General features: G+C 69.7%; 22 protein-coding genes, 1 tRNA gene and 1 pseudogene. 12 read left to right on the top strand and 12 right to left on the bottom strand.

The window, feature by feature from the left end; genetic code table 11:
* Nucleotides 1-73 precede the first annotated feature (73 nt).
* Nucleotides 74-1,147: a PLP-dependent cysteine synthase family protein gene (locus SFC76_RS03915; RefSeq protein ID WP_322848190.1), complete on the top strand. Its 1,074-nt coding sequence runs from the start codon at nucleotides 74-76 to the stop codon at nucleotides 1,145-1,147.
* Here SFC76_RS03915 and SFC76_RS03910 read toward each other — a convergent pair.
* The 6 genes from SFC76_RS03910 to SFC76_RS03885 all read right to left on the bottom strand — a co-directional run bounded on the left by SFC76_RS03910 (nucleotide 1,063) and on the right by SFC76_RS03885 (nucleotide 5,153).
* Nucleotides 1,063-1,707 carry a hypothetical protein gene (locus tag SFC76_RS03910; protein ID WP_322848189.1) on the bottom strand — a complete coding sequence of 215 codons (645 nt, stop codon included), beginning with the start codon at nucleotides 1,705-1,707 and terminating at the stop codon, nucleotides 1,063-1,065. The genes SFC76_RS03915 and SFC76_RS03910 overlap by 85 nt on opposite strands.
* Nucleotides 1,704-1,946: a hypothetical protein gene (locus tag SFC76_RS03905; RefSeq protein ID WP_322848188.1), complete on the bottom strand. Its 243-nt coding sequence runs from the start codon at nucleotides 1,944-1,946 to the stop codon at nucleotides 1,704-1,706. The genes SFC76_RS03910 and SFC76_RS03905 overlap by 4 nt, the downstream gene beginning before the upstream one ends.
* 225 nt (nucleotides 1,947-2,171) lie before the next feature.
* Nucleotides 2,172-3,053, bottom strand: coding sequence for a hypothetical protein (locus SFC76_RS03900; RefSeq protein WP_322848187.1), 882 nt, complete (start codon nucleotides 3,051-3,053; stop codon nucleotides 2,172-2,174).
* 24 nt (nucleotides 3,054-3,077) lie between these two features.
* Nucleotides 3,078-3,242 carry a hypothetical protein gene (locus tag SFC76_RS03895; RefSeq protein ID WP_322848186.1) on the bottom strand — a complete coding sequence of 55 codons (165 nt, stop codon included), beginning with the start codon at nucleotides 3,240-3,242 and terminating at the stop codon, nucleotides 3,078-3,080.
* Nucleotides 3,239-4,768, bottom strand: a complete 1,530-nt coding sequence (locus tag SFC76_RS03890; protein ID WP_322848185.1) for a PAS domain S-box protein — start codon at nucleotides 4,766-4,768, stop codon at nucleotides 3,239-3,241. Before SFC76_RS03890 ends, SFC76_RS03895 begins: the two co-directional genes overlap by 4 nt.
* Nucleotides 4,769-4,784: 16 nt before the next feature.
* Nucleotides 4,785-5,153, bottom strand: coding sequence for a CsbD family protein (locus SFC76_RS03885; protein ID WP_322848184.1), 369 nt, complete (start codon nucleotides 5,151-5,153; stop codon nucleotides 4,785-4,787).
* 379 nt (nucleotides 5,154-5,532) lie between these two features.
* Here SFC76_RS03885 and SFC76_RS03880 point away from each other — a divergent pair, with 379 nt between their 5' ends.
* Both SFC76_RS03880 and SFC76_RS03875 read left to right on the top strand, forming a co-directional pair.
* Nucleotides 5,533-8,013, top strand: a complete 2,481-nt coding sequence (locus SFC76_RS03880; protein ID WP_322848183.1) for a TonB-dependent receptor — start codon at nucleotides 5,533-5,535, stop codon at nucleotides 8,011-8,013.
* Nucleotides 8,013-8,873: a tyrosine-protein phosphatase gene (locus SFC76_RS03875; protein WP_322848182.1), complete on the top strand. Its 861-nt coding sequence runs from the start codon at nucleotides 8,013-8,015 to the stop codon at nucleotides 8,871-8,873. Before SFC76_RS03880 ends, SFC76_RS03875 begins: the two co-directional genes overlap by 1 nt.
* Before the next feature lie 66 nt (nucleotides 8,874-8,939).
* Here SFC76_RS03875 and SFC76_RS03870 read toward each other — a convergent pair whose 3' ends face one another.
* Both SFC76_RS03870 and SFC76_RS03865 read right to left on the bottom strand, forming a co-directional pair.
* Nucleotides 8,940-10,100 (bottom strand): MFS transporter, encoded by a 1,161-nt coding sequence (locus SFC76_RS03870; protein ID WP_322848181.1) that lies wholly within the window; start codon nucleotides 10,098-10,100, stop codon nucleotides 8,940-8,942.
* Nucleotides 10,101-10,115: 15 nt separating this feature from the next.
* The gene (locus SFC76_RS03865) at nucleotides 10,116-11,150 is read right to left on the bottom strand and encodes an aldo/keto reductase (RefSeq protein ID WP_322848180.1); all 1,035 of its coding nucleotides are present in this window, start codon (nucleotides 11,148-11,150) and stop codon (nucleotides 10,116-10,118) included.
* Nucleotides 11,151-11,240: 90 nt separating this feature from the next.
* Between SFC76_RS03865 and SFC76_RS03860 the strand changes: the two genes are divergently transcribed.
* The 4 genes from SFC76_RS03860 to SFC76_RS03845 all read left to right on the top strand — a co-directional run bounded on the left by SFC76_RS03860 (nucleotide 11,241) and on the right by SFC76_RS03845 (nucleotide 15,450).
* A complete protein-coding gene (locus tag SFC76_RS03860) occupies nucleotides 11,241-12,155 on the top strand; it encodes a LysR family transcriptional regulator (protein ID WP_322848179.1) in 915 nt (304 codons plus the stop codon).
* A 99-nt stretch (nucleotides 12,156-12,254) separates the two neighbouring features.
* Nucleotides 12,255-14,525 (top strand): PAS domain-containing protein, encoded by a 2,271-nt coding sequence (locus SFC76_RS03855; protein WP_322848178.1) that lies wholly within the window; start codon nucleotides 12,255-12,257, stop codon nucleotides 14,523-14,525.
* A complete protein-coding gene (locus SFC76_RS03850) occupies nucleotides 14,522-15,055 on the top strand; it encodes a hypothetical protein (RefSeq protein WP_322848177.1) in 534 nt (177 codons plus the stop codon). The genes SFC76_RS03855 and SFC76_RS03850 overlap by 4 nt, the downstream gene beginning before the upstream one ends.
* A gap of 5 nt (nucleotides 15,056-15,060) precedes the next feature.
* Nucleotides 15,061-15,450 (top strand): hypothetical protein, encoded by a 390-nt coding sequence (locus tag SFC76_RS03845; protein WP_322848176.1) that lies wholly within the window; start codon nucleotides 15,061-15,063, stop codon nucleotides 15,448-15,450.
* Between the two features lie 6 nt (nucleotides 15,451-15,456).
* Here SFC76_RS03845 and SFC76_RS03840 read toward each other — a convergent pair whose 3' ends face one another.
* Nucleotides 15,457-16,845, bottom strand: coding sequence for a glycoside hydrolase family 43 protein (locus SFC76_RS03840; RefSeq protein WP_322848175.1), 1,389 nt, complete (start codon nucleotides 16,843-16,845; stop codon nucleotides 15,457-15,459).
* A gap of 130 nt (nucleotides 16,846-16,975) precedes the next feature.
* Here SFC76_RS03840 and SFC76_RS03835 point away from each other — a divergent pair, with 130 nt between their 5' ends.
* Both SFC76_RS03835 and SFC76_RS03830 read left to right on the top strand, forming a co-directional pair.
* Nucleotides 16,976-17,782 carry a transglutaminase-like domain-containing protein gene (locus SFC76_RS03835; protein WP_322848174.1) on the top strand — a complete coding sequence of 269 codons (807 nt, stop codon included), beginning with the start codon at nucleotides 16,976-16,978 and terminating at the stop codon, nucleotides 17,780-17,782.
* 244 nt (nucleotides 17,783-18,026) lie between these two features.
* Complete coding sequence (locus SFC76_RS03830) at nucleotides 18,027-19,220, top strand: DUF1624 domain-containing protein (RefSeq protein ID WP_322848625.1); 1,194 nt, start codon at nucleotides 18,027-18,029, stop codon at nucleotides 19,218-19,220.
* A gap of 10 nt (nucleotides 19,221-19,230) precedes the next feature.
* Here SFC76_RS03830 and SFC76_RS03825 read toward each other — a convergent pair.
* Both SFC76_RS03825 and SFC76_RS03820 read right to left on the bottom strand, forming a co-directional pair.
* Nucleotides 19,231-20,256: pseudogene (locus SFC76_RS03825) on the bottom strand (family 43 glycosylhydrolase); the annotation flags it as partial.
* A gap of 115 nt (nucleotides 20,257-20,371) precedes the next feature.
* Nucleotides 20,372-20,746 carry a winged helix-turn-helix transcriptional regulator gene (locus SFC76_RS03820; protein ID WP_322848173.1) on the bottom strand — a complete coding sequence of 125 codons (375 nt, stop codon included), beginning with the start codon at nucleotides 20,744-20,746 and terminating at the stop codon, nucleotides 20,372-20,374.
* An 83-nt stretch (nucleotides 20,747-20,829) separates the two neighbouring features.
* Here SFC76_RS03820 and SFC76_RS03815 point away from each other — a divergent pair, with 83 nt between their 5' ends.
* The 3 genes from SFC76_RS03815 (at nucleotide 20,830) to SFC76_RS03805 (ending at nucleotide 23,053) form a co-directional block, all read left to right on the top strand.
* Nucleotides 20,830-21,564, top strand: a complete 735-nt coding sequence (locus tag SFC76_RS03815) for a glucose 1-dehydrogenase (protein WP_322848172.1) — start codon at nucleotides 20,830-20,832, stop codon at nucleotides 21,562-21,564.
* 129 nt (nucleotides 21,565-21,693) lie between these two features.
* The gene (locus SFC76_RS03810) at nucleotides 21,694-22,146 is read left to right on the top strand and encodes a carboxymuconolactone decarboxylase family protein (RefSeq protein ID WP_322848171.1); all 453 of its coding nucleotides are present in this window, start codon (nucleotides 21,694-21,696) and stop codon (nucleotides 22,144-22,146) included.
* Nucleotides 22,139-23,053 carry a sigma-70 family RNA polymerase sigma factor gene (locus SFC76_RS03805; protein ID WP_322848170.1) on the top strand — a complete coding sequence of 305 codons (915 nt, stop codon included), beginning with the start codon at nucleotides 22,139-22,141 and terminating at the stop codon, nucleotides 23,051-23,053. The genes SFC76_RS03810 and SFC76_RS03805 overlap by 8 nt, the downstream gene beginning before the upstream one ends.
* Here the strand turns inward: SFC76_RS03805 and SFC76_RS03800 are convergent.
* Nucleotides 23,032-23,106: transfer RNA gene (locus SFC76_RS03800), tRNA-Thr, on the bottom strand. The two genes, SFC76_RS03805 and SFC76_RS03800, sit on opposite strands and share 22 nt — an antisense overlap.
* Between the last annotated feature and the right edge of the window lie 74 nt (nucleotides 23,107-23,180).

Here is a 23,180-nt window from a genome sequence, read left to right as displayed (position 1 = left end):
CAGGATGGAAGACACCGCAATCCTCACCCCCCACCCTGTCCGTTTCCGCCCCATCCGTGTAGAGGCCGCCGCCATGACTCACGCAACCGACACCGAACGTCGCTGGCTGACCGAGGCGGTGCGGCGGATCGAGGCGGATTACAACCGCTCGGCGGACACGCATCTGATCCGCCTCGAACTGCCGCGCTTCCCCGGCATCACGCTCTATCTCAAGGACGAGAGTTCGCATCCGACGGGCAGCCTCAAGCACCGGCTGGCGCGTTCGCTGTTCCTCTACGCCTTGTGCAATGCGTGGATCGGGCCGCGCACGACGGTGATCGAGGCGTCGTCGGGGTCGACCGCGGTGTCGGAGGCCTATTTCGCGCGGATGCTCGGGCTGCGCTTCATCGCGGTGGTGCCCACGCAGACCGCGGCGCCCAAGCTCGACGCGATCCGCTTCTACGGCGGCGAGATCCATGCGGTCGACGATCCGCGCACCGTCTATGCCGCCGCGCAGCGGCTCGCGGCGGAAACCGGCGGCCATTATATGGACCAGTTCACGTACGCCGAGCGGGCGACCGACTGGCGCGGCAACAACAATATCGCCGAGAGCATCTTCGCGCAGATGGCGCAGGAGGAGCATCCGGTACCGCGATGGGTGGTGTGCGGCGCCGGCACCGGCGGCACCTCGGCCACGATCGGCCGCTTCATCCGCTACCAGCGGCATGCGACCCGATTGTGCGTCGCGGACCCCGAACATTCGGTATTCCACCGCCATTTCGCCGACCCGCGCGTCACCGCGCTGCCCGATGGCTGCGCGTCGCGCGTCGAGGGGATCGGCCGGCCGCGGCTCGAACCGAGCTTCATCCCCTCGGTGATCGACCGGATGATCGCGGTCGAGGACGCCGCCAGCCTCGGCGCGATGCGCGCGCTGTCGGACGTGCTCGGCCGCTCGGTCGGCGGCTCGACCGGCACCAACCTCCACGCCTGCGCGCAGCTCGTCACCGAGATGGCGGCGGCGGGCGAGCAGGGCAGTATCGTGACGCTGCTATGCGACGGCGGCGACCGCTACGCCTGCACCTATTACGACGACGCCTGGTGCGCGACGCACGGCGTCGCTTGGAACGACGCGGCGGCGGCGATGCGCGGCTTCCTCGGCGCGGGCTGACGGCGCGGCGGCACCACCGGCGGGGCGAGCATCAGCCGATGCCCGAGCCGGTCGTAGAAGCGGCAGACGTCGATGATCTCGGCACGGCCCGGCGCGAGCCGCGTGCCCAAAGGATAAAGGCGCAGTTCGTCGCCCGCGGTGGCGCGCCAGCCGGCGGTCATCACGCTGCCGCCGGCGACGTCGGGCCGGCGCACCACGCCGTTGCAATGGATCAGGCAGGCGCTGGACCGGCCGAGCGCGAGCAAGCGCGCGCGATCGGCGCCGAGGGTGAGCGGGTGGACGCCATAATCGCGCAGCTTGTTGGCGGTGTTGCGCTGCTCCTCGCGCACGACATGTCCCGCCGACGCGCCGAGTTCATCGAGCAGGCCGTGCAGGAAGCGGTCGAGCTCGCGCAGGCAATTGGCGACGAAGCGGGCACGGGTACGCGCATGCGCGCCCTGCGGCCAGCCGTCGGTGATCACCGGACGCTCGGCGAGCGCGGCGAGGAAGGTCGCGCCGCGGGTCAAGGTGTCGTGCGCCGCCGCTGCCCCCCGCAGCGGCGTGACGCGGGTATGAATCACGCCTCGCTATGCACCGGATCGGTGTCGGCATCCTCGGATGCGGCGAGCGTGCTGGCGGCGCGGGTGGCGGCGGCGCGCTGGTCGCGCATCGCCTCGGTCCGCTCGGCGCGGGCGGCCATCGCTTCCCACGACCGTGCGGCGCGCTCGCACCGGTCGCGGACGTTGTCCAGATTGGCCTCGGACGCGTTGTTGCGCTCCTGATCGGCCTGCTTGCGGAAGAATGTGGCGTCGCTGGACATCGGGCACCTCGTCAGCGGAAAGAAGAGAGGCAGGGAAGGGCGAACGGCGCGGTCGGACACCGGCGCGTCACGTCGATATGCGACTATACGGACACCCTAGATGGGCGCGAACCGCCCGATAAGCAAGTGACGCCCCCGCCGGTCGTCCGATCGGACGGCGGCGGAGGCGCATCTGCCCGCGAGGGGGGAGCGGCAGGTCGAAATACGCCGACCTGCCGCCGACACTCAGCGCAGGCGGCGGCGCGTCGCCGCCGTCGCGCCGAACCCGGCCGCACCGGCGCCGACCAGCAGCGCGAGCACGATGATGAATGAGGTACCGGCAGCCGCACCGGCGGCGGCGTCGGTCGCCGACTTGGCGGTCGCGACGGCCTTGTCCTTCGTCTTGACGAAATCGGCCTTGGCGCGCGTCACCTGGGCCTGCGCCTCGGGACGGCTGATCTTGCGCTGCGCGGCGACGATATCGACCACGCGGCTTTCCGCCTGCGCGCCCTCGTTGCCGCCGCGTGCCAGCGCGGGAAGCTGCTTGGCGATTTCCTTCTGCGCCTGTTCCGGCGTCATCTGCGCGGGGTCGGACGGCGCGGCGGACAGATAGGCGGCGGCCTCCTGGCGCACGTCGCCCTGATCGACACCGGCAACCTCCGCGGCGCGCGGTGCGACCGCACCGACGCTCGAACCCGCGGCGCCGGCGACCGCACCGACGGTGCGGAACGCGCCGCCGATGATCCCGCCGACCGCCGAGGTCAGCAGGTACAGCGTCAGGATCAGCGTCACGCCCCAGACGACCAGGCCGTGGACCAGCGCGTCGAAGCGATCAGTCGCGCCGCCGACGCGCGCCGCGGCATAGCCGCCCGCGCCGAGTGCTACGATCGTCGTGATCAGCCAATAGATGCCGGCGCCGATGCCGAAGCCGGCGGCGCCGGGCGTCGTGCCCTCGACCGGATCGACCATCGTCAGCCCGATGCCGGTACCGAGGATGCCGAGCACCAGCTGGATCGCCACCGCGATCACCACGCCGGCGAAGATCGCGCCCCAGGACAGCCGCTTCGGCCCACGCAGGATCGCGTTCTCTTCTGCCGGCGTCACGCCGGTCGTCGTCATCGTCACCATATTCACTCCTGTTGTCGTCTGTCGTTATCGGTCGGCGGGCGTACGATCGGCCGGGCCGGTCGCGTCCGCGTCGCGTTCTGCGCGCCCCTTGCGCACCTCGGCATCATCGCCGAGCAACTTGCCGATCGTTTCCCGCGCGGCGCCCTTGGCCGCGCGCGTCTTCCGGTCGGCAGGTATCTTTCCGGTCATGCCGCCCCTCGCTGCGCGGTGCTGCGCTCGACCGAGCGCAGGACGACCGCGCCGTCGTCGAACCCGCGTGCGCGCGCCCAGGCCGCGGCCGCGGTCCGGCGGTTGACGCCGATCTTGGCGTAGATGCGCGCGACATGGTTGCGCACGGTGTTGCCCGAGACGTCGAGCGCCCGCGCGATGCTCTTGTCGTCGAGCCCGCGGCAGATCAGCGCCAGCACCTCGCGTTCGCGCGCGGTGAGCGCATCGAGCCCGGGGCCGTCGGTGTCCGGCTGCGGCGCGCGCAACCGCGCGAGCTTGTCCATGATCGAGCGGCTGAACCAGCTCGTATCCTTCATCACCGCCTCGATCGCCTCGACCAGCTCGAGCTCGGTCGCCTTGCGGCGGGTGATGTCCTGGAACGCCCACAGCAGGCAGGTGGCGTTGCCGATGGTGATCGATTCGGTCGAGACGACGCAGTCGATCGCGCCGCCGTCGCGCACCGCGATGCGCGCCTCGTGGTTGCGCAGGTCGCTGCCGTCCTCGATCACCGCCTCGACCTCGCCGCGCACCGTATCGTCCGCCCACAGGCCGAGGTCGGCGAGCGAGCAGCCGACGATCGCGTCGGCGGCATAGCCGGTCAGCGCGGTGAAGCTGGCATTGACCTCGCACAGGACATGGCCGTCGCGCGCGCCGATCGCCATCGGCACCGGCGCCAGCTGGAAGGTGCGGGTGAACCGCTCCTCGCTGTGGCGCAGCGCCGATTCCGCCTGCCGCCGCGGTTCGAGGTCGGCGAAGGTGAACAGCATGCACGGCTGTTCGTCCAGCTCGATCGGCTGGCCCGCGACGATCACCAATTTGGTGCCGCCGCCGGGCAGCACCAGATCGGCCTCCATCTGCGGGATCGTCCGTCCCTCAGCCAGCCGCTGCTTGGCGAGGTCGCGCTGGGTGGCGCCGTGCAGCACGTCGATGTCGTAGACGGTCTTGCCCAGCACCTGCTCGCGGCTCTGCGCGGTCATGTCGAGGAAACCCTGGTTGACCTTGACGAAGCGCAGGTCGGCGAGGCGGCAGATCACCGCCGGCGCCGGATTGGCGTTGAACGATTGTTCGAACCGGTCCTCGGCCTCGAAGCGCGCGGTGACGTCCTGGATGATCAGCACGACGCAGGTCGGCACGTCCTCGTCGGCGTCGTTGAGCACCAGGCTGCGCACCTGATGCACCCAGCGCGGCTCCTCCTCGCCGGCGACGGTCACCTCGACCACCACTTCGGAGAAGGAATCGCCCGCCGCCACCCGCTCGATCGGGTAATCGTCCGCTTCGAGCCGATGGTTGTTGCGATAGCGCAACTGGAAGCGCGCGCGATAATCGTCGACGGTCGCGCCGAGCTGATCGAGCCGCTCGACGCCGTGCATCGCCAGCGCGGCATCGTTCGCCCAGAGCAGGCTCTGGTCGGGATCGATCAGGATCACGCCCTCGTCGAGACCGGAAATGATCTGCCGCAAATGCCGCAGGTCATTGGTCTCGCGCAGGCTCTTGAGCGACGTGGACATCGACGCGCGCCGGCGATCAGTCGCGCTGGCCGTGGATCAGCCAGGCGAGCGCATAGCCGCCCGCCGCGGCGGCCGCTGCCGCCCACAACACCGGGCGTTCGTCGAGGCTGCGCGCGACGACCTGCTTGCCGTGGCGTGCCGCCTCGGCGGTACGCTCGGCGGCATCGGCGACCGCCTCGCGACCCTTGTCGGCGAGATGCGGCGTGGCATCGATCGCATCCTCGGCGACCGACTGGGCGCGGCCGTACAGGTTCTCCGCGCCACCAGCGACCTGATCGACGACGCCGTCGACCTGCCAGTCGCGGCTGTCGACCGCATCGCCGACCGCCTTCTCGACCTTGCCGCCGACGTAGCGGGCACCGCCATGCCATTCGTGCGTGTTCATCTCGATCTCCAAAAAAATATGTGCCCGATCCGGCACGGCAGGCATGCAGCCGTCAGCGATCCGATGCGGGCAGGCATCGGATCGGCCGAACCGATCGGGGCGAGTAGGGAAGGCTCGCGAGCAGCCGCCGTGTGCGACCGTTCTGGACATACAAACCTACATCAATCCAGTTGGTTCCTGGTAGCTTTGTTGGGGGTGCCTGATCGTCATGTACCAGACGGGGACCGACGTTCGGCGGTGCGGAGCACCCCGGATATCCCCACGTCGCAGCGAGCGGATATTTCGCACCGCAACATAAATGTGGCCGATATGTCATAAGTCCGAAACGAACTCATCGCACCGGGCGCCCATGTTTCGTCACGAAACGGGGGGCTTTGTCATGTCATTCACCAACACCGCCATTGCGGCACGGCTGCTCGCCGCGACCGCCGTCTGCTCGACGCTGATCGCGACGCCCGCGTTCGCCGCCGACGATCCCAAGAGCGTCGTCGCCGCCGAGGATCCCAAGAGCGTCGTCGCCGCCGACAGGACGCCCGAGGCGACGCCGGACCAGCTTGCCGATATCGTCGTCACCGCCGAGAAGCGGCCGCAGAATGCGCAGAAGACGCCGATCTCGATCAGCGTGCTGAGCGGCGACGATCTCGCCAACCGCCATGTCGTGTCGCTCGCCGACCTCGGCGACGGATCGATCCCGTCGCTGAAGGTGGCGCCGTTCTACTCGCGAAACTCGGCGCTGATCGTCAATATCCGCGGCGTCGGCGTGCTCAGCGACAGCAACCAGCCGGCGCGCGACCAGGGCGTCGGCGTCTATATCGACGGCGTCTATCTGGGCCGCGCGCAGGGACTCGGCACCGCGCTGTTCGACATCGAGAATATCGAGGTGCTGAAGGGGCCGCAGGGCACGTTGTTCGGCCGCAACACCGAAGGCGGCGCGGTCAACATCGTCACCAAGCGGCCGAGCGGCGAATTCCACCTCAATACGATCGCCGGCATCGGCAATTACGGCGCCTATAAGGGCGAGGTGCATCTCGATCTGCCCGCGATCCAGGATCTCGCGGTCAAGATCGATGCGGTCGTCAGCCATCGCGGCCCGCTGGTGCGCAATCCGCTGACCGGCGCCGACGGCTTCAACGCCTATGACAAGCGCGGCCTGCATTACGAATTGCTGTGGAAGCCGACCACGGATTTCAGCGCCGATTATTCGTTCGACACCTCCTACGACGCCTCGACCCCGCTCTATCTCCAGTTGCTTGCGGCAGGCACGTACAAGCAGGCGCCGCTCGGCACCGTCCAGCCGCAGCGCGCGCGCGACGCCAATGTCGGCGTGCCGCAGCAGCCCAGCGTCGGCAAGGTCCGCGGCAACCAGCTGACGCTCGCCTATCACCCGGCGTCGGCGCTCACCGTCAAGTCGATCAGCGCCTATCGCGCGATGACGCAGACGCAATATGACAACGGCTCCGCGGCCAGCACGCTGTCGGCGCCGACCGCCACCTTCGTCAGCAAGGATTTCGGCGGCAACACCATCCCGCTGCCGTTCTCACGCTACAGCCTCGCCGATTTCCGCCAGAACCAGTTCAGCCAGGAGGTGCAGCTGATCGGCGACGTGGCGGAGGTGCAGTTCGTCGCCGGCGCGCTTTATTATCAGGAGCATGTCGAGGACAATGCCCGCGCCTTCTACACCAACCAATGCACCACCTCGGCCTGCACCGCTTATACGATCCTGCCGCCCAACTTCCGCACCGACGTGGCGAATTACGCAGCGCTGCCGCTCGATTACACCGCGCAGCGGATCGACCGCGCCAGCTATGTGAAGACCAGCAGCATCGGCGCCTTCGGCCAGGCGACCTGGACGCCGGCGGCGCTCGACGACCGCCTCCACCTGACCGGCGGCCTGCGCTGGAGCCGCGACGCCAAGCAGGGCACGCTGCTCACGGTCAACGGCAAGCTGCCGGTCGACCGCCGCGGCGTATCGCGCGAACTGCCGCTCGACGCGCGCTGGTCGCGGGTCGATCCGATGGTCAATCTCGCCGTCGACGCCACCCGCGACGTGCACGTCTACGGCAAATGGAGCACCGGCTACAAATCGGGCGGCGCCAATTCGCGCTCGCAGGAATATGACGCGTTCAATCCGGAAACGGTCTCGGTGTTCGAGATCGGCGCCAAGACCGAATTCTTCGATCGCCACGCCCGCTTCAACATCGCGGCCTATGCCGGGACGTACAAGGACATCCAGATCGACTTCCAGCGCCCCTATGTCGACGGAAAGAACGGCGCGACGACGCGCACGACGATCTCGACGCTCAACGCGCCCGGCACCGGCGGCATCCACGGCGTCGAGGCCGAACTGACGGTGATGCCGACGCGCGGGCTGACGCTCCACGGCTCCTACGCGCATACCTATGTCCACATCCCGCCGGCGGTGAACCCCTATCCCAACGCCAAGGGCGACCTCAGCACGCTCGCCGTGCCGATCTACCAGACCTACACGCCGAGCGATTCGGCGAGCGCCGCCGCCGATTTCGAACTGCCGCTGACCGGCGTGACGCTGCGCGCGCATATCGACGGCAATTACGATTCGGGCTTCTACGCCAATTCCAACGATCCCGTGTACGTCGGCGCGAACAACCCGGCCAACGTCTACCAGCCGAAGGGCGATGCCGCGTTCATCGTCAACACGTCGCTGGCGCTCGCCGATATCGCCATGGGGCAGGGCGGTTCGAAGGTGACGCTGTCGGTCTGGGCGCGCAACCTGTTCGACGAACAGCATGTCTTCTACAAGGCGTTGTACGTCACCACCGGCCTGCAGGGCTTCTACAACGAACCGCGGACGCTCGGTGGCCAGGTGCAGGTGACCTTCTGATGCGTATCGTACCATCCGCCGCGACGGTGGCGCTGGTCGCCCTGGTGTCGGGCAGCGCTGTGGTCGCCCGGTCGCAGCCGGTCGCGACCGCGACCGCGCACGAACGGCTGCTGCCGTTGCAGGGCGGGCGCAACTTCCGCGATCTCGGCGGCTATGCCACCGTGGATGGGCGGCACGTCAAATGGGGCCTGTTGTACCGTTCCGGTTCGATGCACGGGCTGACTGCGGCCGATTATGCCGAATTGCAGCGGCGCGGCATCCGCGTCGTCTGCGACCTGCGCGACACCCGCGAGCGCGCCGCCGAGCCGGTCGATTGGCCGGCGCGCGGCGCGCCGCCGGTGCTGAGCGACGATTATCTGCTCGATACGCGCGACTTCCTGCCCGCCGGCGCGATGAAGGATTGGACGCCGGCGGCGGCACGAGCGGCGATGACCGCGAGCTATCCCAAGATGCTCGGCCAGTTCCGCGGCCAGTATCGCCGGATGTTCGCCGAACTGCTCGCCGGCCACGCCCCGCTCGCGTTCAATTGCTCGGCGGGCAAGGACCGCACCGGCATCGCCGCCGCGCTGCTGCTCACCGCGCTCGGCGTACCGCGCGAGACGGTGGTCGAGGATTATCTGCTGACCAACCGCTACCTCGACGCCGCCAAGCTCCTCGCCAGCCCGGCGCAGGCGGATACGCTCTGGGCGCATCTGCCGCCCGGCGTCACCGCGGCGCTGGCGGCGGCGGACCGGCGCTATATCGAGGCGGCGCTGGCGGTGCTCGACGCGCATTCCGGTGGTGCAACCGGCTGGTTGCGCGACGAAATGGGGCTGTCGGCGGCGGACCTAATCCGGCTGCGCACCGCTTATCTTGATTGACCGGGGCGCCGACGGCGTAGGGAACCGCTGACGCAGGCCGGTCGCCGCCCGACCCCCGCCCGTCACCTATGCTGGGCAGGCAGCGCGCGCCGGGCGGCGGGCGGCGAGCAGCAGCACGAGCGCCGCAGCCGCCATCGCCGCGCCGGCGAGCGACACCGCGGGCAGGCCGAGCCCTGCGCCGATCACCCCGCCGCCGAGCGCCGCACCGATCGCATTGCCCAGGTTGAACGCCCCGATGTTCATCGCCGAGGCGAGGTTGGGCGCGTCCGCGGCCGCCTGCATCACGCGCATCTGCAACGGCGGCACGATCGCGAAGCTCGCCACGCCCCAGATCAGGATCGCGACGGCGGCGGGAAGCGGCCAGTGCATCAGCCCGGCGAAGGCGACGAGCGTGAGCGTCAGCACCGCGAGCATGATAGTCAGTGCGCGGTCCACCGAGCGATCGGCGAGCCGCCCGCCGAGCGTATTGCCGATCGTCGCGCCAATCCCGAACAGCATCAGCATCGCGGTGACATAGCCGGTCGAGCCGTGTGTCACGTCATGGAGGATGGGCGCGATATAGGTGAAGACGGTGAATACGCCGCTGAAGCCGATCGTGGTCAGCGCCAATGCCAGCGATACCGGACCGCGCGCGAGCACGCGCAATTCGGCACGCATGTCGTTCTCCGCCGGAGCGGGCAGCGAGGGGAGCGCGAGCCGCAGCGAGATCATCACGACGACACCGACCACGGCGATCCCCGCGAAGGCGGCCCGCCAGCCGAGCACCTCGCCCGCCCAGGTGGCGAGCGGGACGCCGCCGATCGTGGCGATCGTCAGGCCCGAGAACATCGCCGCGACCGCACCGGCGCGTCGCTCCGGGGGAACGAGGCTCGCCGCGACCACCGAGCCGACGCCGAAGAATGCGCCGTGGTTGAACGAGGTGACGACCCGCGCCGCCATCAGCAGCCAATAGCCGCCGGCCAATGCCGACAGCGCATTGCCGAGCGTGAAGATGCCCATCAGGCCGATCAGCAGCGTCCGCCGGTTTACCCGCCCGGTGGTCAGCGTCATCAAAGGCGCGCCGATCAGCACGCCGAGCGCATAAGCGCTGACCAGCAACCCGGCGGCGGGGATCGTGACGCCGAGATCGTCCGCGATCATCGGCAGCATGCCCATCGGCGCGAACTCTGTCACGCCGATGCCGAACGCGCCCAAAGCGAGCGCGAGGAGAGGGGGGTGGAGTTTCATCGATCGATTCCCGGTTCAGACGAGCGGCGGGGCGAGGCGGGCGAAGCCCTCCTGCTGGCGATAGGGGGTATGCGGATAGGGCGGCAGCACGTCGCTCGCCTCATCCAGCGCGGCGATCTGCGCGGGCGTCAGCGCCCAGCCGACCGCACCCAGATTGTCGCGCAACTGTGCCTCGTCGCGCGCGCCGATGATGACGGAGGAGACGGTCGGCCGGTGCAGCAGCCAGTTGATCGCGACCTGCGGCACGCTCCGCCCCGTCTCGGCCGCAACCGCCTCCAGCGCGTCGATCACGCGGTACAGATGATCCTCCGCCACCGGCGGCGCGAATTGTTCGGTCTCGTGCAGCCGGCTGCCCGCCGGGATCGGCCGGCCGCGCCCGATCCTGCCGGTCAGCCGCCCCCAGCCGAGCGGGCTATAGACCAGCGCCCCGATCCCCTGGTCGCGGCCGAGCGGCATCAGATCGGCCTCATAGGCGCGGCCGATCAGCGAATAATAGACCTGATGCGCGACCAGCCGTGGCCAGCCATGCCGGTCGGCCAGCGCCTGCGCCTTCATCACCTGCCAGCCGGGATAATTGGAGACGCCGGCATAGCGGACCTTGCCCGCCGCGATCAGCCGGTCGAGCGTGCCCATCAGCTCCTCGGTCGGCGTGCCGGCGTCGAAGGCGTGCAGTTGCAGCAGGTCGATATGGTCGGTGCCCAGCCGCCGCAGCGCCGCCTCGACCGCGTCGATCAGCCGCGCCCGCGACGCGCCCCAGTCCTGCGGCCCGTCGCCCATCGGCAGGCCGGTCTTGGTCGACAGCAGCACCGCGTCGCGCCGGCCACGGATCGCCGCGCCCAGCACATCCTCCGACGCGCCGTTCGAATAGACGTCGGCCGTGTCGAACAGCGTGACGCCGGCGTCGAGACAGATATCGACCAGCCGCCGCGCCTCCGTGGCATCGCTCCGCCCCCAGGCGCCGAACAACGGCCCGGTGCCGCCGAACGTGCCGGTGCCGAACGACAGCACCGGCACGCGCAGCCCCGATGCCCCCAATTGGCGGTATTCCATGATCAACCCTTTCGCGGTTCAGCGTCGCGTGCATAGATGCAGGGCGGATCGTCTCCGCGGAACCGCCCGGTAAGGCGAAGGATCTGTGCAATGGATGCAAAGATAGCAGGCAATGGCGATCGCGCCCGCTCGCTCGCCCTGTTCGTCGCGGTGATCGACGGCGGCAGTTTCTCGGCCGCGGCGCGGGGGCTGGAGCTGACCCCGTCGGCGGTCGCGCGGGCGATCGACCGGATCGAGGCGCGGCTCGGCGTGCGGCTGCTGCTGCGCTCCACCCGTGGGCTGGCGCTGACCGCGGAGGGGCAGGCGTATCTGCTCGCCGCACGCCGCATCCTCGCCGACCTCGACGATGCCGAACAGCAGATCGCCGATCAGGGCAGCCCGCGCGGGCGGTTGCGGGTGAACGCCGCGCTGGCGCACGGCCGCTTGTGCGTGGTGCCGCTGCTCGGCGACTTCACGCGCGCCTATCCCAACATCCTCGTCGATATCGCGCTGACCGATACGCTGATCGATGTCGCCGGCGGGCAGGCGGATGTCGCGGTACGCTTCGGGCCGCTCGCCGACAGTGCGCTGACCGCGCGCAAATTGGGCGAGAGCGGCCGGGTGATCGTCGCCGCGCCCGACTATCTCGCACGCCACGGCACGCCGCGCGTGCCCGAGGACCTGCACGCGCACAATTGCCTCAACTTCAACTTCCGCCGCGCCGAGCCGACCTGGCCGTTCCGTCGCGACGGGCGCGATCTCTCGCTGTGCGTCGATGGCGGCATCGTTGCCAACAATGGCGAGACGCTGGGGCAGCTCGCCGCCGCCGGCGTCGGCGTCACCCGCGTCGGCCGGTTCAGCGTCGCCGCGGAGATCGCCGACGGGCGGCTGGTGCCGTTGCTCGAAGACTATAATCCGGGCGATGTCGAGCTGATCCACGCGGTGTTCGTCGGCGGCACGCATCTGCCCGCGCGGGTGCGGGTGTTCGTCGACTTCCTCGCCGAACGGCTCGCCCGGCCGGCGTGACCGCCGCATCGACGCTGCTCACGCTAAGGCGATGAATTAATTATACCAAATCTGATGCCAATCGATGCATCGCAACGGCGTTTGTGCGTTGTTAGCGGCATGGACGATGCTGCAACGATCGCCGACCTGCGCCAGCGCCTCGCCCGCGCCGAGGCGGCGCTGGCCGAAAGCGAGACCCGCTTCGCCGCCACGCTCGACAGCGTGCCGGTCGGCGTCGCGATGCTCGACACGGAGGGCCGGATCGTCGTCTCCAACGCGCAATATCAGCGCTTCTGCCCGAGCGGGAGCATGCCGACCAAGGATCCGGAGCGGCGCTGGCGCTGGCGCGGCTGGGACCGGGATCGCCGGCCGCTCGATTCGGCGGATTTCCCCGGCGCCCGCGCGAGCCGCGGCGAGTGCGTCGTCCCCGGCCAGGAACTGCTCTACACCAGCGACGACGGGGAGGACATCTGGGTGCGGGTGGCGACCACCCCGCTGCGCGATGGCGAGGGCCGCATCACCGGGCAGGCGAGCGTGATCAGCGACATCGACGCGCTCAAGCGCACCTCCGAATCGCTCCGCGACGCCGAGCGGCGGCAGACGTTCCTGCTGAGGCTCAGCGACACGATCCAGCTGATCGACGATGCCGCCGGCATCCGCGACCGCGTCACCACGATGGTCGCGGCGTGGCTGGCGGTCGACCGGTGCCGCTGGAGCGACGCGACGGACGAGGGCGGCCTTGTGTGCGAGCCCGAGGATGCGGCGGCGCTGCACGCGGGGCGGGCGGTGGTCGCGGACGACCCGGCGGGGCACGCGCGGATCGTCGTGCCGGTGATGCGCCGCGGCCGCCTGGTCGCGACGCTCGGCATCGCGCACGACCGCGCCAGAACGTGGCAGGACGCCGATCGCGCGCTGTTGCACGACGTCGCCGAGCGCGCGTGGGTGGCGATCGATCACGCCCGATCGGCCGCCGGCTTCCGTCACCGCGATGCGGAATTCCGCGAGGTTCAGGCGCGTGCGCAGCAACTGATCGACGGCATCGCCACGACGATCTGGGAAACGCCGCCCGACGGCGCGATCACCGCCGACAGCCCCAGCTGGCGTGCCTATACCGGGCAGAGCTACGCCGAATATCGCGGCCTCGGCTGGCTCGACGTGGTGCATCCCGACGATCGCGCCGCCACGATGCGAATCTGGCTGGAGGCGCTGCGCCGGTGCGAGCCGATCGACCTCGAATATCGGCTGCGCGGGCGCGACGGCGCCTATCGCTGGATGAACGCGCGGGCGATCCCGCTGCGGGATGCGAGCGGCGCGGTCCAGAAATGGCTCGGCATGAACATCGATATCGACGTCCGCAAGCAATTGGAGGAGGCGGTGCTCGACAACGAACGCCGCATGCGCGCGCTGGTCGAGGGCGTGCCGCAATTGCTGTGGCGGGCGCGACTGGCGGGCGACTGGTTCTGGGCGAGCCCGCAATGGTCGGCGGTCACCGGCCGGCCGGAGCGCGACAGCCACGGCAGCGGCTGGCTCGATTTCGTCCATCCCGACGACGTGGTGGCGGTCACCAGCGCCTGGGCGCTGGCGCAGGACAGCGGCGGGTTCGATGTCGAGCATCGCCTGCGCCACCACGACGGCAGCTATCGCTGGTTCAGCACCCGCGCGCTGCCGATCCGCGACGATCGCGGGCGGATCGTCGAATGGCTCGGCACCTCCAACGACATCGACGCGCTGCGCCAGGCGCAGGACCGGCAGGACGTGATGGTCGCCGAGCTGCAGCATCGCACCCGCAACATCATCGCCATCGTCCAGTCGCTGGCCGAGAAGACGCTCGACGGCGCGGGTTCGCTGGAGGCGTTCGAACATCGTTTCAACGACCGGCTGCACGCGCTCGCGCGGGTGCAGAGCCTGTTGTCGCATGCCACGGCCGGCCAGCGCGTGACGTTCGGCGACCTGCTCGATTCGGAACTGACCGCGCTCGGCGCCTTCCATCGCGACGGCGTCGCCGATTCGCTGATCCTCGACGGACCGCATGACGTGCCGCTCCGGTCGGGTGCGGTGCAGAGCCTGGCGCTCGCGCTGCACGAACTCGCCACCAACGCGGTCAAATATGGCGCGTTGAAAGCGCGCGACGGCAAGCTCAGCGTGCTGTGGGACGTCGAGCGCGCCGACGACGGCATCCTGTGGCTGAACGTCGACTGGCGCGAAAGCGGCGTGACGCTGCCGCCGGTCAGCGCCAGGACGCGGCCGGGCGGCTATGGCCGGCAGTTGATCGAACGCGCCTTACCCTATCAATTGGGGGCGAAAACGAGCTATGCCTTCACCGATGATGGCGTCCACTGCCGCATCGCGGTGGCGATGGTGTCGGATCGGGCGGGTGGGGAGTTTGGATGATGTCTGACACGCTGCTGCACAACCGCCGGGTTCTGGTCGTCGAGGACGAATATATGGTCGCCGATGCGATGGAGCGGAAGCTGCGTCGCGCCGGCGCGGTGGTGATCGGGCCGGTCCCCTCGGTCGCGCAGGCGCTCGACCTGCTCGCGCGGGAAGGGGAGATCGACGGCGCGGTGCTCGACATCAATCTCGGCGATCACAAGGTCTATCCGGTCGTCGACCTGCTGCTGGCGCGCGGCACGCCCTGCGTCTTCGCCACCGGCAACGATCGCGCCGACGTGCCGCCGGCCTATGCGCATCTGGTCCGCTGCGAAAAGCCGATCGACGGTGCCTGCCTCGTCTCGGCGCTGGCCGGCGGGGCGCGGCCCGATCCCGTCGCCGACGCCGAGCCGCTGGTCTTGCGGCAGATGCGCCACCAGTTGCTCGACCATGTCGAGCGTGCCTCCGACCTCGGCCATACGCTGCTCGCCGCGAAATTGTGCGAGGCGCTCGATGCACTCGATGCGATCGACGTGGACCCGGAGGCCTGAGCGCGATGGGGGCGCGGAATGCGGAGGACGGAGCGGCGGCCGGCCACGGCGACCGCCTGAGCGAGGCGGCGCGCGCGATCCTCGTCAACCGGCGGTCGCGGCTCGATCTGCTGCCCGCCGAATTGTTCGGCGAATGGCCGTGGGAGGTGCTGCTCACCCTGTTCGTCGCCGATGCCGAGGGGCGGCGGCTGACCGGGCGGACGATTATCGCGGAGATCGCCTGCACGCCGCGGACGATGACGCGCTGGCTGGAGCATCTGGCGCGGACCGGGCTGATCGTCGGCGACACCAGCGACGATCTCGACGCGCCGCTGACGCTGTCGCCCGCGGGGATCAGCGCGCTCGAATCCTATCTCGCCGCCACCGTGCAGGTTGCGCACCTGCTGGGCGTGTGACCGCGGTCAGCGGTCGAAGCGCCAATAATCGACGTCGAGCAGCGAGCCGGGGCTCTTGCCGCGGAACACCAGATACAGATCGTGCACCCCGTTCGCGCCGGCGACGTCGGTGGTCCGCTGCTGCCATTGTCCGGCCGCGCCGGTGACGCCGACCGGCAGCGTGCCGAGCAGTGGACCGTCGACGGCATCGGCGTGCAGTTCGATCCGCGCATCCGCCGTGCCCCGGGCGACCGCGGCGGTGAAGTGCTTCGCCCCCGGCGTGCCGAAATCGACTCCGGCGACCTTGATGTAGCTGCGATCGGTCGCGCGGGTGACGTAGACGCGCGCCGCCTCCTGCGCGGTGGTGACGCCCGGCGTCCAGGCATAAGCGCGGTCGATCGGGCGCTTGGTCCGCCCGGTCCAGGCGATCGTCTCCGCCTCGACGCGGGCGTAGGGATCGAGCGTGCCGATCTGCGGCGCGCGCGTCCGGTCCCACCAGCCGAGGTTCGGGATCGTCCCGTCGGGATTGTAGCTGAATTTGGCGACCGCGATCGAGCGCCGCTCGTGATGGATCGGGGTGAGCGCGAAGTTCAGCTCGTAATGGAAGCCGAAGACGTAGGAGCCGCCCTTATAGTCGATGATGCCGGGATGGTTGCCGGTCGAGCGCGCATCGTGGCGCATGATCTCGCCCTTGTAGGTCCACGGGCCGGTCGGCCGGTCGCTCATCGCATAGCCGATCCCCTCGGCGCAGCAGGTCGAGGCGAACGCCATGTAATAGCGGCCGTTGCGCCCGTAGAACCACGGCCCCTCCTGATAGTCCCGGATCCGCGGCAGCTTGGTGATCGGCCCGGCATAGGACACCATGTCCCGGTTGAGCCTGACGTACCACAGATCGGGATTGCCCCAGTAGAGATAGGCCTGGCCGTCGCGGTCGATCCACACCGTCGGATCGAAATAGCCCTCGCCCGGCGCGATCAGCGGCTTGCCGAGCGCGTCGCGGAACGGCCCCGCCGGCGTGTCGGCGACCGCCACCGCGATCACGTTGCGCGGTGATCCGGCGACGGTGATCGGCGCGTAGAGATAGAATTTGCCGCCCCGCGCGATCACCTGCGGCGCCCAGGCGTCGTTGGTCTGCGACGCCCAGGGAAAGGTCTTGAGCGAGGCGACGACGCCGCGGTCGGTCCAATTGGCCATGTCGGTGGAGCTGTAGAGCCGCCAGTCGAGCATCTTGAAGCCGTCGGCGTCGTCCTCGTCGTGGCTGGTGTAGAGGTAGACGACGCCGTCGTGGACCAGCGGCGCGGGATCGGCGGTGAAGCGGGTCTGGACGATCGGGTGCTCGACGCCCGCCTCGGGCGCGGCGGCGCCCAGCAGCGCGAGCGGGGCGATGATGCGGAGCAGGGCGGCGGTCGTCGTCATGGCGCGGGTCCTCTCGCTGGCGCCGCGTGGCCGCGGGCGCTTCGTCGCATCGGCTTAGCGAATCGCGTCGGGGTCGCAACCGGCCGATGGTCGCGGTTGCGGAACATCGCCGCGCGCCCATCTTGGCAGGATGGAAGATGACCTCATTCGCCTCGGCCTGCTCGACGACGAGGACATCCTCCTCGATCAGGCGGCCCTCGCGCTCGCCTTGCTCGACCATCGCGAGGGCGACGACGAACCCGGCCGCGCGCTGCTCGACACGATCGCCGACCGGCTCGACGAACTGGCGCCCGGCGCGACCGATGCGCGGGCGCAGGCCGAGCGGCTCGCGCAGGTGTTCGGTGCGGAATTCGGTTTCGCCGGCGATGCCGCGACCTATGACGATCCCGCCAACGCCGATCTGATCCGGGTGATCGAGCGCCGCCGCGGCCTGCCGGTCAGCCTGTCGATCCTCTACGTGGCGGCGGCGCGGCGGCTCGGCTGGACCGCGCATGTGCTCGACGTGCCCGGTCACGTGCTGGTGCTGATCGGCGACGACGTCGCGCCGGTGATGATCGACCCGTTCCGCGGCGGCCGTCCGGTCGGCGCCGAGGAACTGGCGACGATGGTGCAGGCGATGACGCCGGGGCAGACCCCCGCGGTCAGCCACGTCGCCGCGATGCCCAATCGCGCGGTGCTGGTGCGGCTGCTGCTCAACCAGGCGACGCGTGCGGAGGCGGCGGGCCAGGGCCGGCGCGCGCTGACGCTATACCAGCGGATGACGGCGATGGCGCCGGCCTATGGCCATGGCTGGTGGGAGCGGGCGCGGCTCGAACTGGTCGACGGCGATGTCGCCAGCGCCCGGCGCAGCCTCACCGCGATGCTGGAGATCACCCGCGAACCGGGCCTGCGCGCACGCATCTCCGGCCTGCTGTCCTCGCTGGCGGCGGCGGCCTAGGACGGGACGGGATTCGTCGGCGCCGCGACGTCGACACCTTCGGTCCGTCACCCCGGACTCGATCCGGGGTCCCGCTACGTCCTTTGAGGGTGCCGGTCGGGAGGAAGCGGGACCCCGAATCGAGCCCGGGGTGACCAAAGGGCGGTGCGTCGGCGACCATCATCGTTCCGAAACGGGCGTGAAGGCGAGCAGGGTGCCCCGTGGTGGCAGCAGTCGCGGCTTGCCTTTTCCGGGATGATGTAACATCGCGCGGCGCAGAAGGAGCCTCGTTCTGCCAGAGACCGTTTCCGCGCGCGCCGCTGCCCCGGCGCGAGCGCCCCGCATCCTGTCGATCGACGCCCTGCGCGGGCTGGTGATCCTGCTGATGCTGGTCGACCACAGCCGCGAATTCTTCTTCCTGCACGCGCAGGTCGGCGATCCCATGGATCTGCGCACGACCGCGCCGGCGCTGGTCGCCACCCGGCTCGCCGCGCATCTGTGCGCGCCGGTGTTCGTCGCGCTGACCGGGCTCGCCGCCTGGCTGTATGCCGCGCCGCGCGGCGGGGCGGCGGCCGCGTCCGCCTTCCTCGTCAAGCGCGGGCTGTTCCTCGTCGCGCTCGAATGGACCGTCGTCAATTTCGCCTGGACCTTCGACGTCACGCCGGCGACCGTCTTCCTGCAGGTGATCTGGGCGATCGGCCTGTCGATGATCGCGCTCGCGGCGCTCGTCCATCTGCCGCGGGCGGCGCTGGTCGCGGTCGGCCTCGTCATCCTGCTCGGCCACAATCTCCTCGACCCCGTCAGCATCGCGCCGGGACAGCCGGGACATGACCTGTGGGCGATCCTGCACGATCGCGGCTTCATCGACCTGCCGTGGGGCGGGCGGGCGCGGACCTCCTATCCGGTGCTGCCGTGGATCGGCGTGATCGCGCTCGGCTATGCGATCGGGCCCTGGTTCGCGCGCGACGTCGCGCCCGTGTGGCGGCGGCGACGCCTGCTGGCGACCGGGCTGGCGATGCTCGCCGGCTTCGTCATGCTGCGGCTGGTCAACGGCTATGGCGAACCCGTGCCGTGGCAGGCGGGCGACGACGCACTCGTCACCGCGCTGGGCTTCGTTAATCTGACCAAATATCCGCCGTCCGCCGACTTCCTGCTGTTCACCCTCGGCCTCGGCGCGGGGCTGCTCGCCGGGCTGGAGGCGCTGCCGCGGCGACCGGCCGCGATCCTGGCGGTGTTCGGCGGCGCGCCGTTGTTCTTCTACCTGCTGCACCTCTACCTGCTCCACGCCAGCAACCGCGTCGTCGCGATCGCGATCGGGCAGGACGGGCTGGTCAGCGTGCCCGCGGTCGGCTGGCTGTGGCTGATCGCCGCCGCGGTCGCCGTGCCCTGCTGGTTCGCCTGTCGCCGCTTCGCCGCGGCGAAGCGGGCGAGCGACGCCTGGTGGATGCGCTACCTCTGACCTCTCAGCGCAGCGGTCCGTTCGCCACCGGCGGGTCGAACACCGGCGTGCCGTCGCCGCGATAGGTGATCGGCTGGATGCGGGTGTGGCGATTGGGGTCGAACAATGGATCGCCCTTGATCGCATCATAGTCGCGCGCATGGAACACCAGCATGTCGCGACCGCGCTCGTCGACGGTGAAGCTGTTGTGTCCCGGCCCATAGACCTTGTGCGCGGGCGAAGAGGTCATCACCGGCACGGGGCTCTTGCTCCACGCCGTGGCGTCCATCAGATCGGCGTCGGCGCTGGCGGTCAACATGCCGAGGCAATAGCGTGCATCGGTGGCGCTCGCCGAATAGGTCATGAACAGCCGCCCGTGCCGCGCCAGCACCGCTGGCGCCTCGTTGACCCTGTAGCCGCGGGTTTCCCAGTCGAGTTCCGGCACCGACAACCGCACCGGCTTCGCCGCCAGCGTCAGCGGCGTGGCGAGCGGCGCCAGATAGAGGTTGGAATTGGTCGCGATCCCCGGCTCCTGCTGCGCCCAGGCGAGATAGCGCGTGCCCCGATGGACGAAGCTGGTCGAATCGAGGTTGAACGTGTCCCACGGCGTTTCGAGCTGGCCGAGCACCGACCAGCCGCCGGTCATCGGATCGGCGCCGTCGCAGACGATCGCATAGGTGCGGATGTGGAAGACGTCGGCGCCGCCGCCGCTCGGCCCGGCGGCGAAATACATGATCCACTTGCCGTCGATCCGATGCAATTCGGGCGCCCACAGGAAGCCGGAGATCGCCCCGCTCGCCTGATGCCGCCACAGCACCTTCTCGCTGGCGGTCGACAGCCCGGCGAGCGTGCGCGACCGGCGCAGCACCAGCCGATCGTATTCGGGCACCGAGCCGGTCATGTAATACCAGCCGTCGCTATGCCGGAAGACCTGCGCATCGGCACGCTGGCGGACGAGCGGGTTGACGATCGGCGCGGCGGCGGCCTTCGCCAGTGCCGGGGCGGCGACCGCCAATGCGGCACCGGAGAGGAACAGGCGGCGGGACGGTTCGGTCATCGGGGCTCTCCTGGCGGCGGACGGTCCGGACCGCGCACCCGGAAGCGCAGCATCGTCCGATCTGGACGGATCGTCGGGCACCAGCCCCATGCGTGCCAAGACGGCGACGGGCCGGTCATTCCGCCGCGCGCGTCCAGGCGTCGCGTTCGGCGAAGACGCGCGCCACCTCCGCCATATTCTCCGAACCCCAGACGCATAGCGGCGCCAGCGCCGCCGCCAGGCTGTGCCCGAGCGGGGTCAGCGTATAATCGACGCGCGGCGGCACCTCCTGATGATCGTGGCGCTCGACGATCCCGTCCGCCTCCAGCTCCTTGAGGTGCTGGATCAGCATCTTGTCGCTGACCCCGCGGACCGCGCGGCGCAGCTCGCCGTACCGACTCGGCGACTGGCACAGGAAATAGACGATCAACGGCTTCCACTTGCCCGCGATGATGCGCAGCGTCGCGTCGAGGCCGCAGGAGAATGCGGGGGGCGAAGAAACATCGGTCATATCCGGGTACTTACCAAAAGGTGCATACTTGTCGATAGGTTTGCGCACCGCCAGTTCTGCCGCACCTCGAATGGAGACACGCTATGAACAGATTGCAGGGCAGGACGGCAGTGGTGACCGGTGGCGGTAGCGGCATCGGTCTGGCATCCGCCAAACGCTTCATCGACGAAGGCGCGTTCGTCTATATCTTCGGGCGGCGGCAGGCGGCGCTCGACGCTGCGCTGGCGACGCTCGGCGAGAATGCGCGCGCGGTCCGCGGATCGGTCGACGACCTTACCGATCTCGACACGCTCTACGACACGATCCGGGCGGAACGCGGCCAGCTCGACATCCTGCTCGCCAATGCCGGCACCGGCGCCTTCGCCGCGCTCGGCGACATCACCCCGGAACATTACGACCAGATTTTCGACGTCAACGTGAAGGGCCTACTGTTCACCGTGCAGAAGGGCCTGCCGCTGATGCGTGCCGGCGGGTCGATCATCCTGACCGGATCGACCACCGGCGTGATGGGAACGCCGCAGTTCAGCGTCTACAGCGCCACCAAGGCGGCGGTGCGCAATTTCGCGCGGAGCTGGGCGCAGGACCTGCGCGGCAGCGGCATCCGCGTCAACGTGCTCTCGCCCGGACCGACGCGCACCGAACTGGCGCTGGACGTCGTCGGCGAGGCGGCGTTCGAGGCAATGGGCGCGACCACCCCGCTCGGCCGGCTCGGCGAGCCCGTCGAAACCGCGGCGGCGGCGGCGTTCCTGGCATCGGACGACAGCAGCTTCATGACCGGCAGCGAGCTGTTCGTCGACGGCGGCATGGCGCAGATCTGATTCCGCGCGGCCCGGGCGCGCTGCGTCCGGGCCGCGACATGCGGGCGATCGATATGCGCCGGCATGTCACACCCGCGCTGCCTGTCTCGTCTTCTCTCCGGCGCGATCCCGCGCCGAGGGAGATCGACGATGACACCGCGTATCCGCAACCCCCACGCTCTCGCCCCCGAGGCGGTCAAGGCGATGGTCGCGCTGGAACAGAGCCTGACGCACAGCGGGCTAGACCACAACCTGCTCGAACTGGTCAGATTCCGCGTGTCGCAGATCAACGGCTGCGCTTTTTGCCTCCACATGCATTCGGGCGATCTGCGTCGCCACGGCGAAACCGAATTGCGGCTCTATATGCTGACGGCGTGGCGGGAATCGACGCTCTACACCGATCGCGAACGTGCGGCGCTCGGCTGGGCGGAGGCGTTGACGCGCTTGCCCGAGACGCAGGCCCCCGATGTCGATTATGATGCGCTGACGGCGGCATTCACGCCGGGCGAGCAGGTCTGGCTGACAATGGCGATCGGGGCGATCAACACCTGGAACCGCGTGCAGGTCGGCTTTCGCGTGCCGCATCCGGTGGACGATGGCTGACGCGACCGCGTTCGAGGCGGAACGGCCGCGGCTGCTCCGCCTCGCCTATCGCATGACCGGCTCGTTCGCCGAGGCGGAGGACGTGGTGCAGGACGCGTGGCTGCGCTGGGCGCGGGCGGATGCGGTGGAGGTGCCGGCGGCGTGGCTGACGCGGGTCGTCACGCGCCTGTGCCTCGATCATCTCAAATCGGCGCGGGTGCGGCGCGAGACCTATGTCGGCGCGTGGCTGCCCGAGCCGCTGCTCGGTGCCGCCGGGGCGGGGGACGTGGCGGGGGACGTTTCGGACGATCTCACGCTGACGCTGATGCTGGCGCTCGAACGCCTGTCGCCGCTGGAGCGGGCCGCCTTCCTGCTCCACGACGTGTTCGACGTGGCACTGCCGGCGATCGCGGAGACGCTCGACCGGACGCCGGCGACGGTGCGCCAGCTCGCCGCGCGCGCGCGCCGGCACGTCGCCGAGGCCCGCCCGCGCTATCCGCTCGAGCTTGCCGAGGGCACGCGCATCGCCGGCGCCTTCTTCGCCGCGGCGCGCGACGGCGACGCGGCGGCGCTGTCCGCGCTCTTGGCGCAGGACGTCGCGATCCACGCCGACGGCGGCGGGGGGGTCCCGGCGTTCCGCAACGTGATCCGCGGGATCGATCGTGCGCTGCGGCTGTTCGCGGGGTTGCGGCGCAAGTATCGCGATGCCCCCGTCGCGCTGCTGCGCCTGACGACGATCGACGGCCTGCCGGGCTATGTCAGCCGCGAACGCGGCGGCGTGCTGCAGACCACGGCACTCGACGTGCGCGATGGCCGGATCGCGGCGATCTACATTGTCCGCAACCCCGACAAGCTGCGCCAAGTCGCCGCGGCCTTCCGCCAAACGGCGGGAATGTCAGGAAAAAATGGTGCTGCCGGTGAGGATTGAACTCACGACCTCAGCCTTACCAAGGATGCGCTCTACCACTGAGCTACGGCAGCACTCGACCCGTTCGGGCGAGGTGCGCCTAGAGACGACCCGGAACGCATTGTCAAGCGCTTGTCGTCGCGGCTAG

It is taken from the genome of Sphingomonas sp. CD22 (assembly GCF_034556155.1).
Taxonomy (GTDB): domain Bacteria; phylum Pseudomonadota; class Alphaproteobacteria; order Sphingomonadales; family Sphingomonadaceae; genus Sphingomonas.
Note: the sequence above shows the minus strand (reverse complement) of the source record. Positions and strands in the feature narration are given on the sequence as shown.

Excerpts from the sequence above, each read along its gene's own strand:
- SFC76_RS03870 (WP_322848181.1), bottom strand. The coding sequence starts at position 10,100 with ATGAAACTCCACCCCCCTCTCCTCGCGCTCGCTTTGGGCGCGTTCGGC.
- SFC76_RS03835 (WP_322848174.1), top strand. The coding sequence starts at position 16,976 with ATGGAAGATGACCTCATTCGCCTCGGCCTGCTCGACGACGAGGACATC.
- SFC76_RS03895 (WP_322848186.1), bottom strand. The coding sequence starts at position 3,242 with ATGACCGGAAAGATACCTGCCGACCGGAAGACGCGCGCGGCCAAGGGC.
- SFC76_RS03885 (WP_322848184.1), bottom strand. The coding sequence starts at position 5,153 with ATGAACACGCACGAATGGCATGGCGGTGCCCGCTACGTCGGCGGCAAG.
- SFC76_RS03840 (WP_322848175.1), bottom strand. The coding sequence starts at position 16,845 with ATGACGACGACCGCCGCCCTGCTCCGCATCATCGCCCCGCTCGCGCTG.
- SFC76_RS03855 (WP_322848178.1), top strand. The coding sequence starts at position 12,255 with ATGGACGATGCTGCAACGATCGCCGACCTGCGCCAGCGCCTCGCCCGC.
- SFC76_RS03850 (WP_322848177.1), top strand. The coding sequence starts at position 14,522 with ATGATGTCTGACACGCTGCTGCACAACCGCCGGGTTCTGGTCGTCGAG.
- SFC76_RS03875 (WP_322848182.1), top strand. The coding sequence starts at position 8,013 with ATGCGTATCGTACCATCCGCCGCGACGGTGGCGCTGGTCGCCCTGGTG.
- SFC76_RS03865 (WP_322848180.1), bottom strand. The coding sequence starts at position 11,150 with ATGGAATACCGCCAATTGGGGGCATCGGGGCTGCGCGTGCCGGTGCTG.
- SFC76_RS03900 (WP_322848187.1), bottom strand. The coding sequence starts at position 3,053 with ATGGTGACGATGACGACGACCGGCGTGACGCCGGCAGAAGAGAACGCG.
- SFC76_RS03860 (WP_322848179.1), top strand. The coding sequence starts at position 11,241 with ATGGATGCAAAGATAGCAGGCAATGGCGATCGCGCCCGCTCGCTCGCC.
- SFC76_RS03815 (WP_322848172.1), top strand. The coding sequence starts at position 20,830 with ATGAACAGATTGCAGGGCAGGACGGCAGTGGTGACCGGTGGCGGTAGC.
- SFC76_RS03810 (WP_322848171.1), top strand. The coding sequence starts at position 21,694 with ATGACACCGCGTATCCGCAACCCCCACGCTCTCGCCCCCGAGGCGGTC.
- SFC76_RS03905 (WP_322848188.1), bottom strand. The coding sequence starts at position 1,946 with ATGTCCAGCGACGCCACATTCTTCCGCAAGCAGGCCGATCAGGAGCGC.
- SFC76_RS03915 (WP_322848190.1), top strand. The coding sequence starts at position 74 with ATGACTCACGCAACCGACACCGAACGTCGCTGGCTGACCGAGGCGGTG.
- SFC76_RS03890 (WP_322848185.1), bottom strand. The coding sequence starts at position 4,768 with ATGTCCACGTCGCTCAAGAGCCTGCGCGAGACCAATGACCTGCGGCAT.
- SFC76_RS03820 (WP_322848173.1), bottom strand. The coding sequence starts at position 20,746 with ATGACCGATGTTTCTTCGCCCCCCGCATTCTCCTGCGGCCTCGACGCG.
- SFC76_RS03845 (WP_322848176.1), top strand. The coding sequence starts at position 15,061 with ATGGGGGCGCGGAATGCGGAGGACGGAGCGGCGGCCGGCCACGGCGAC.
- SFC76_RS03880 (WP_322848183.1), top strand. The coding sequence starts at position 5,533 with ATGTCATTCACCAACACCGCCATTGCGGCACGGCTGCTCGCCGCGACC.
- SFC76_RS03805 (WP_322848170.1), top strand. The coding sequence starts at position 22,139 with ATGGCTGACGCGACCGCGTTCGAGGCGGAACGGCCGCGGCTGCTCCGC.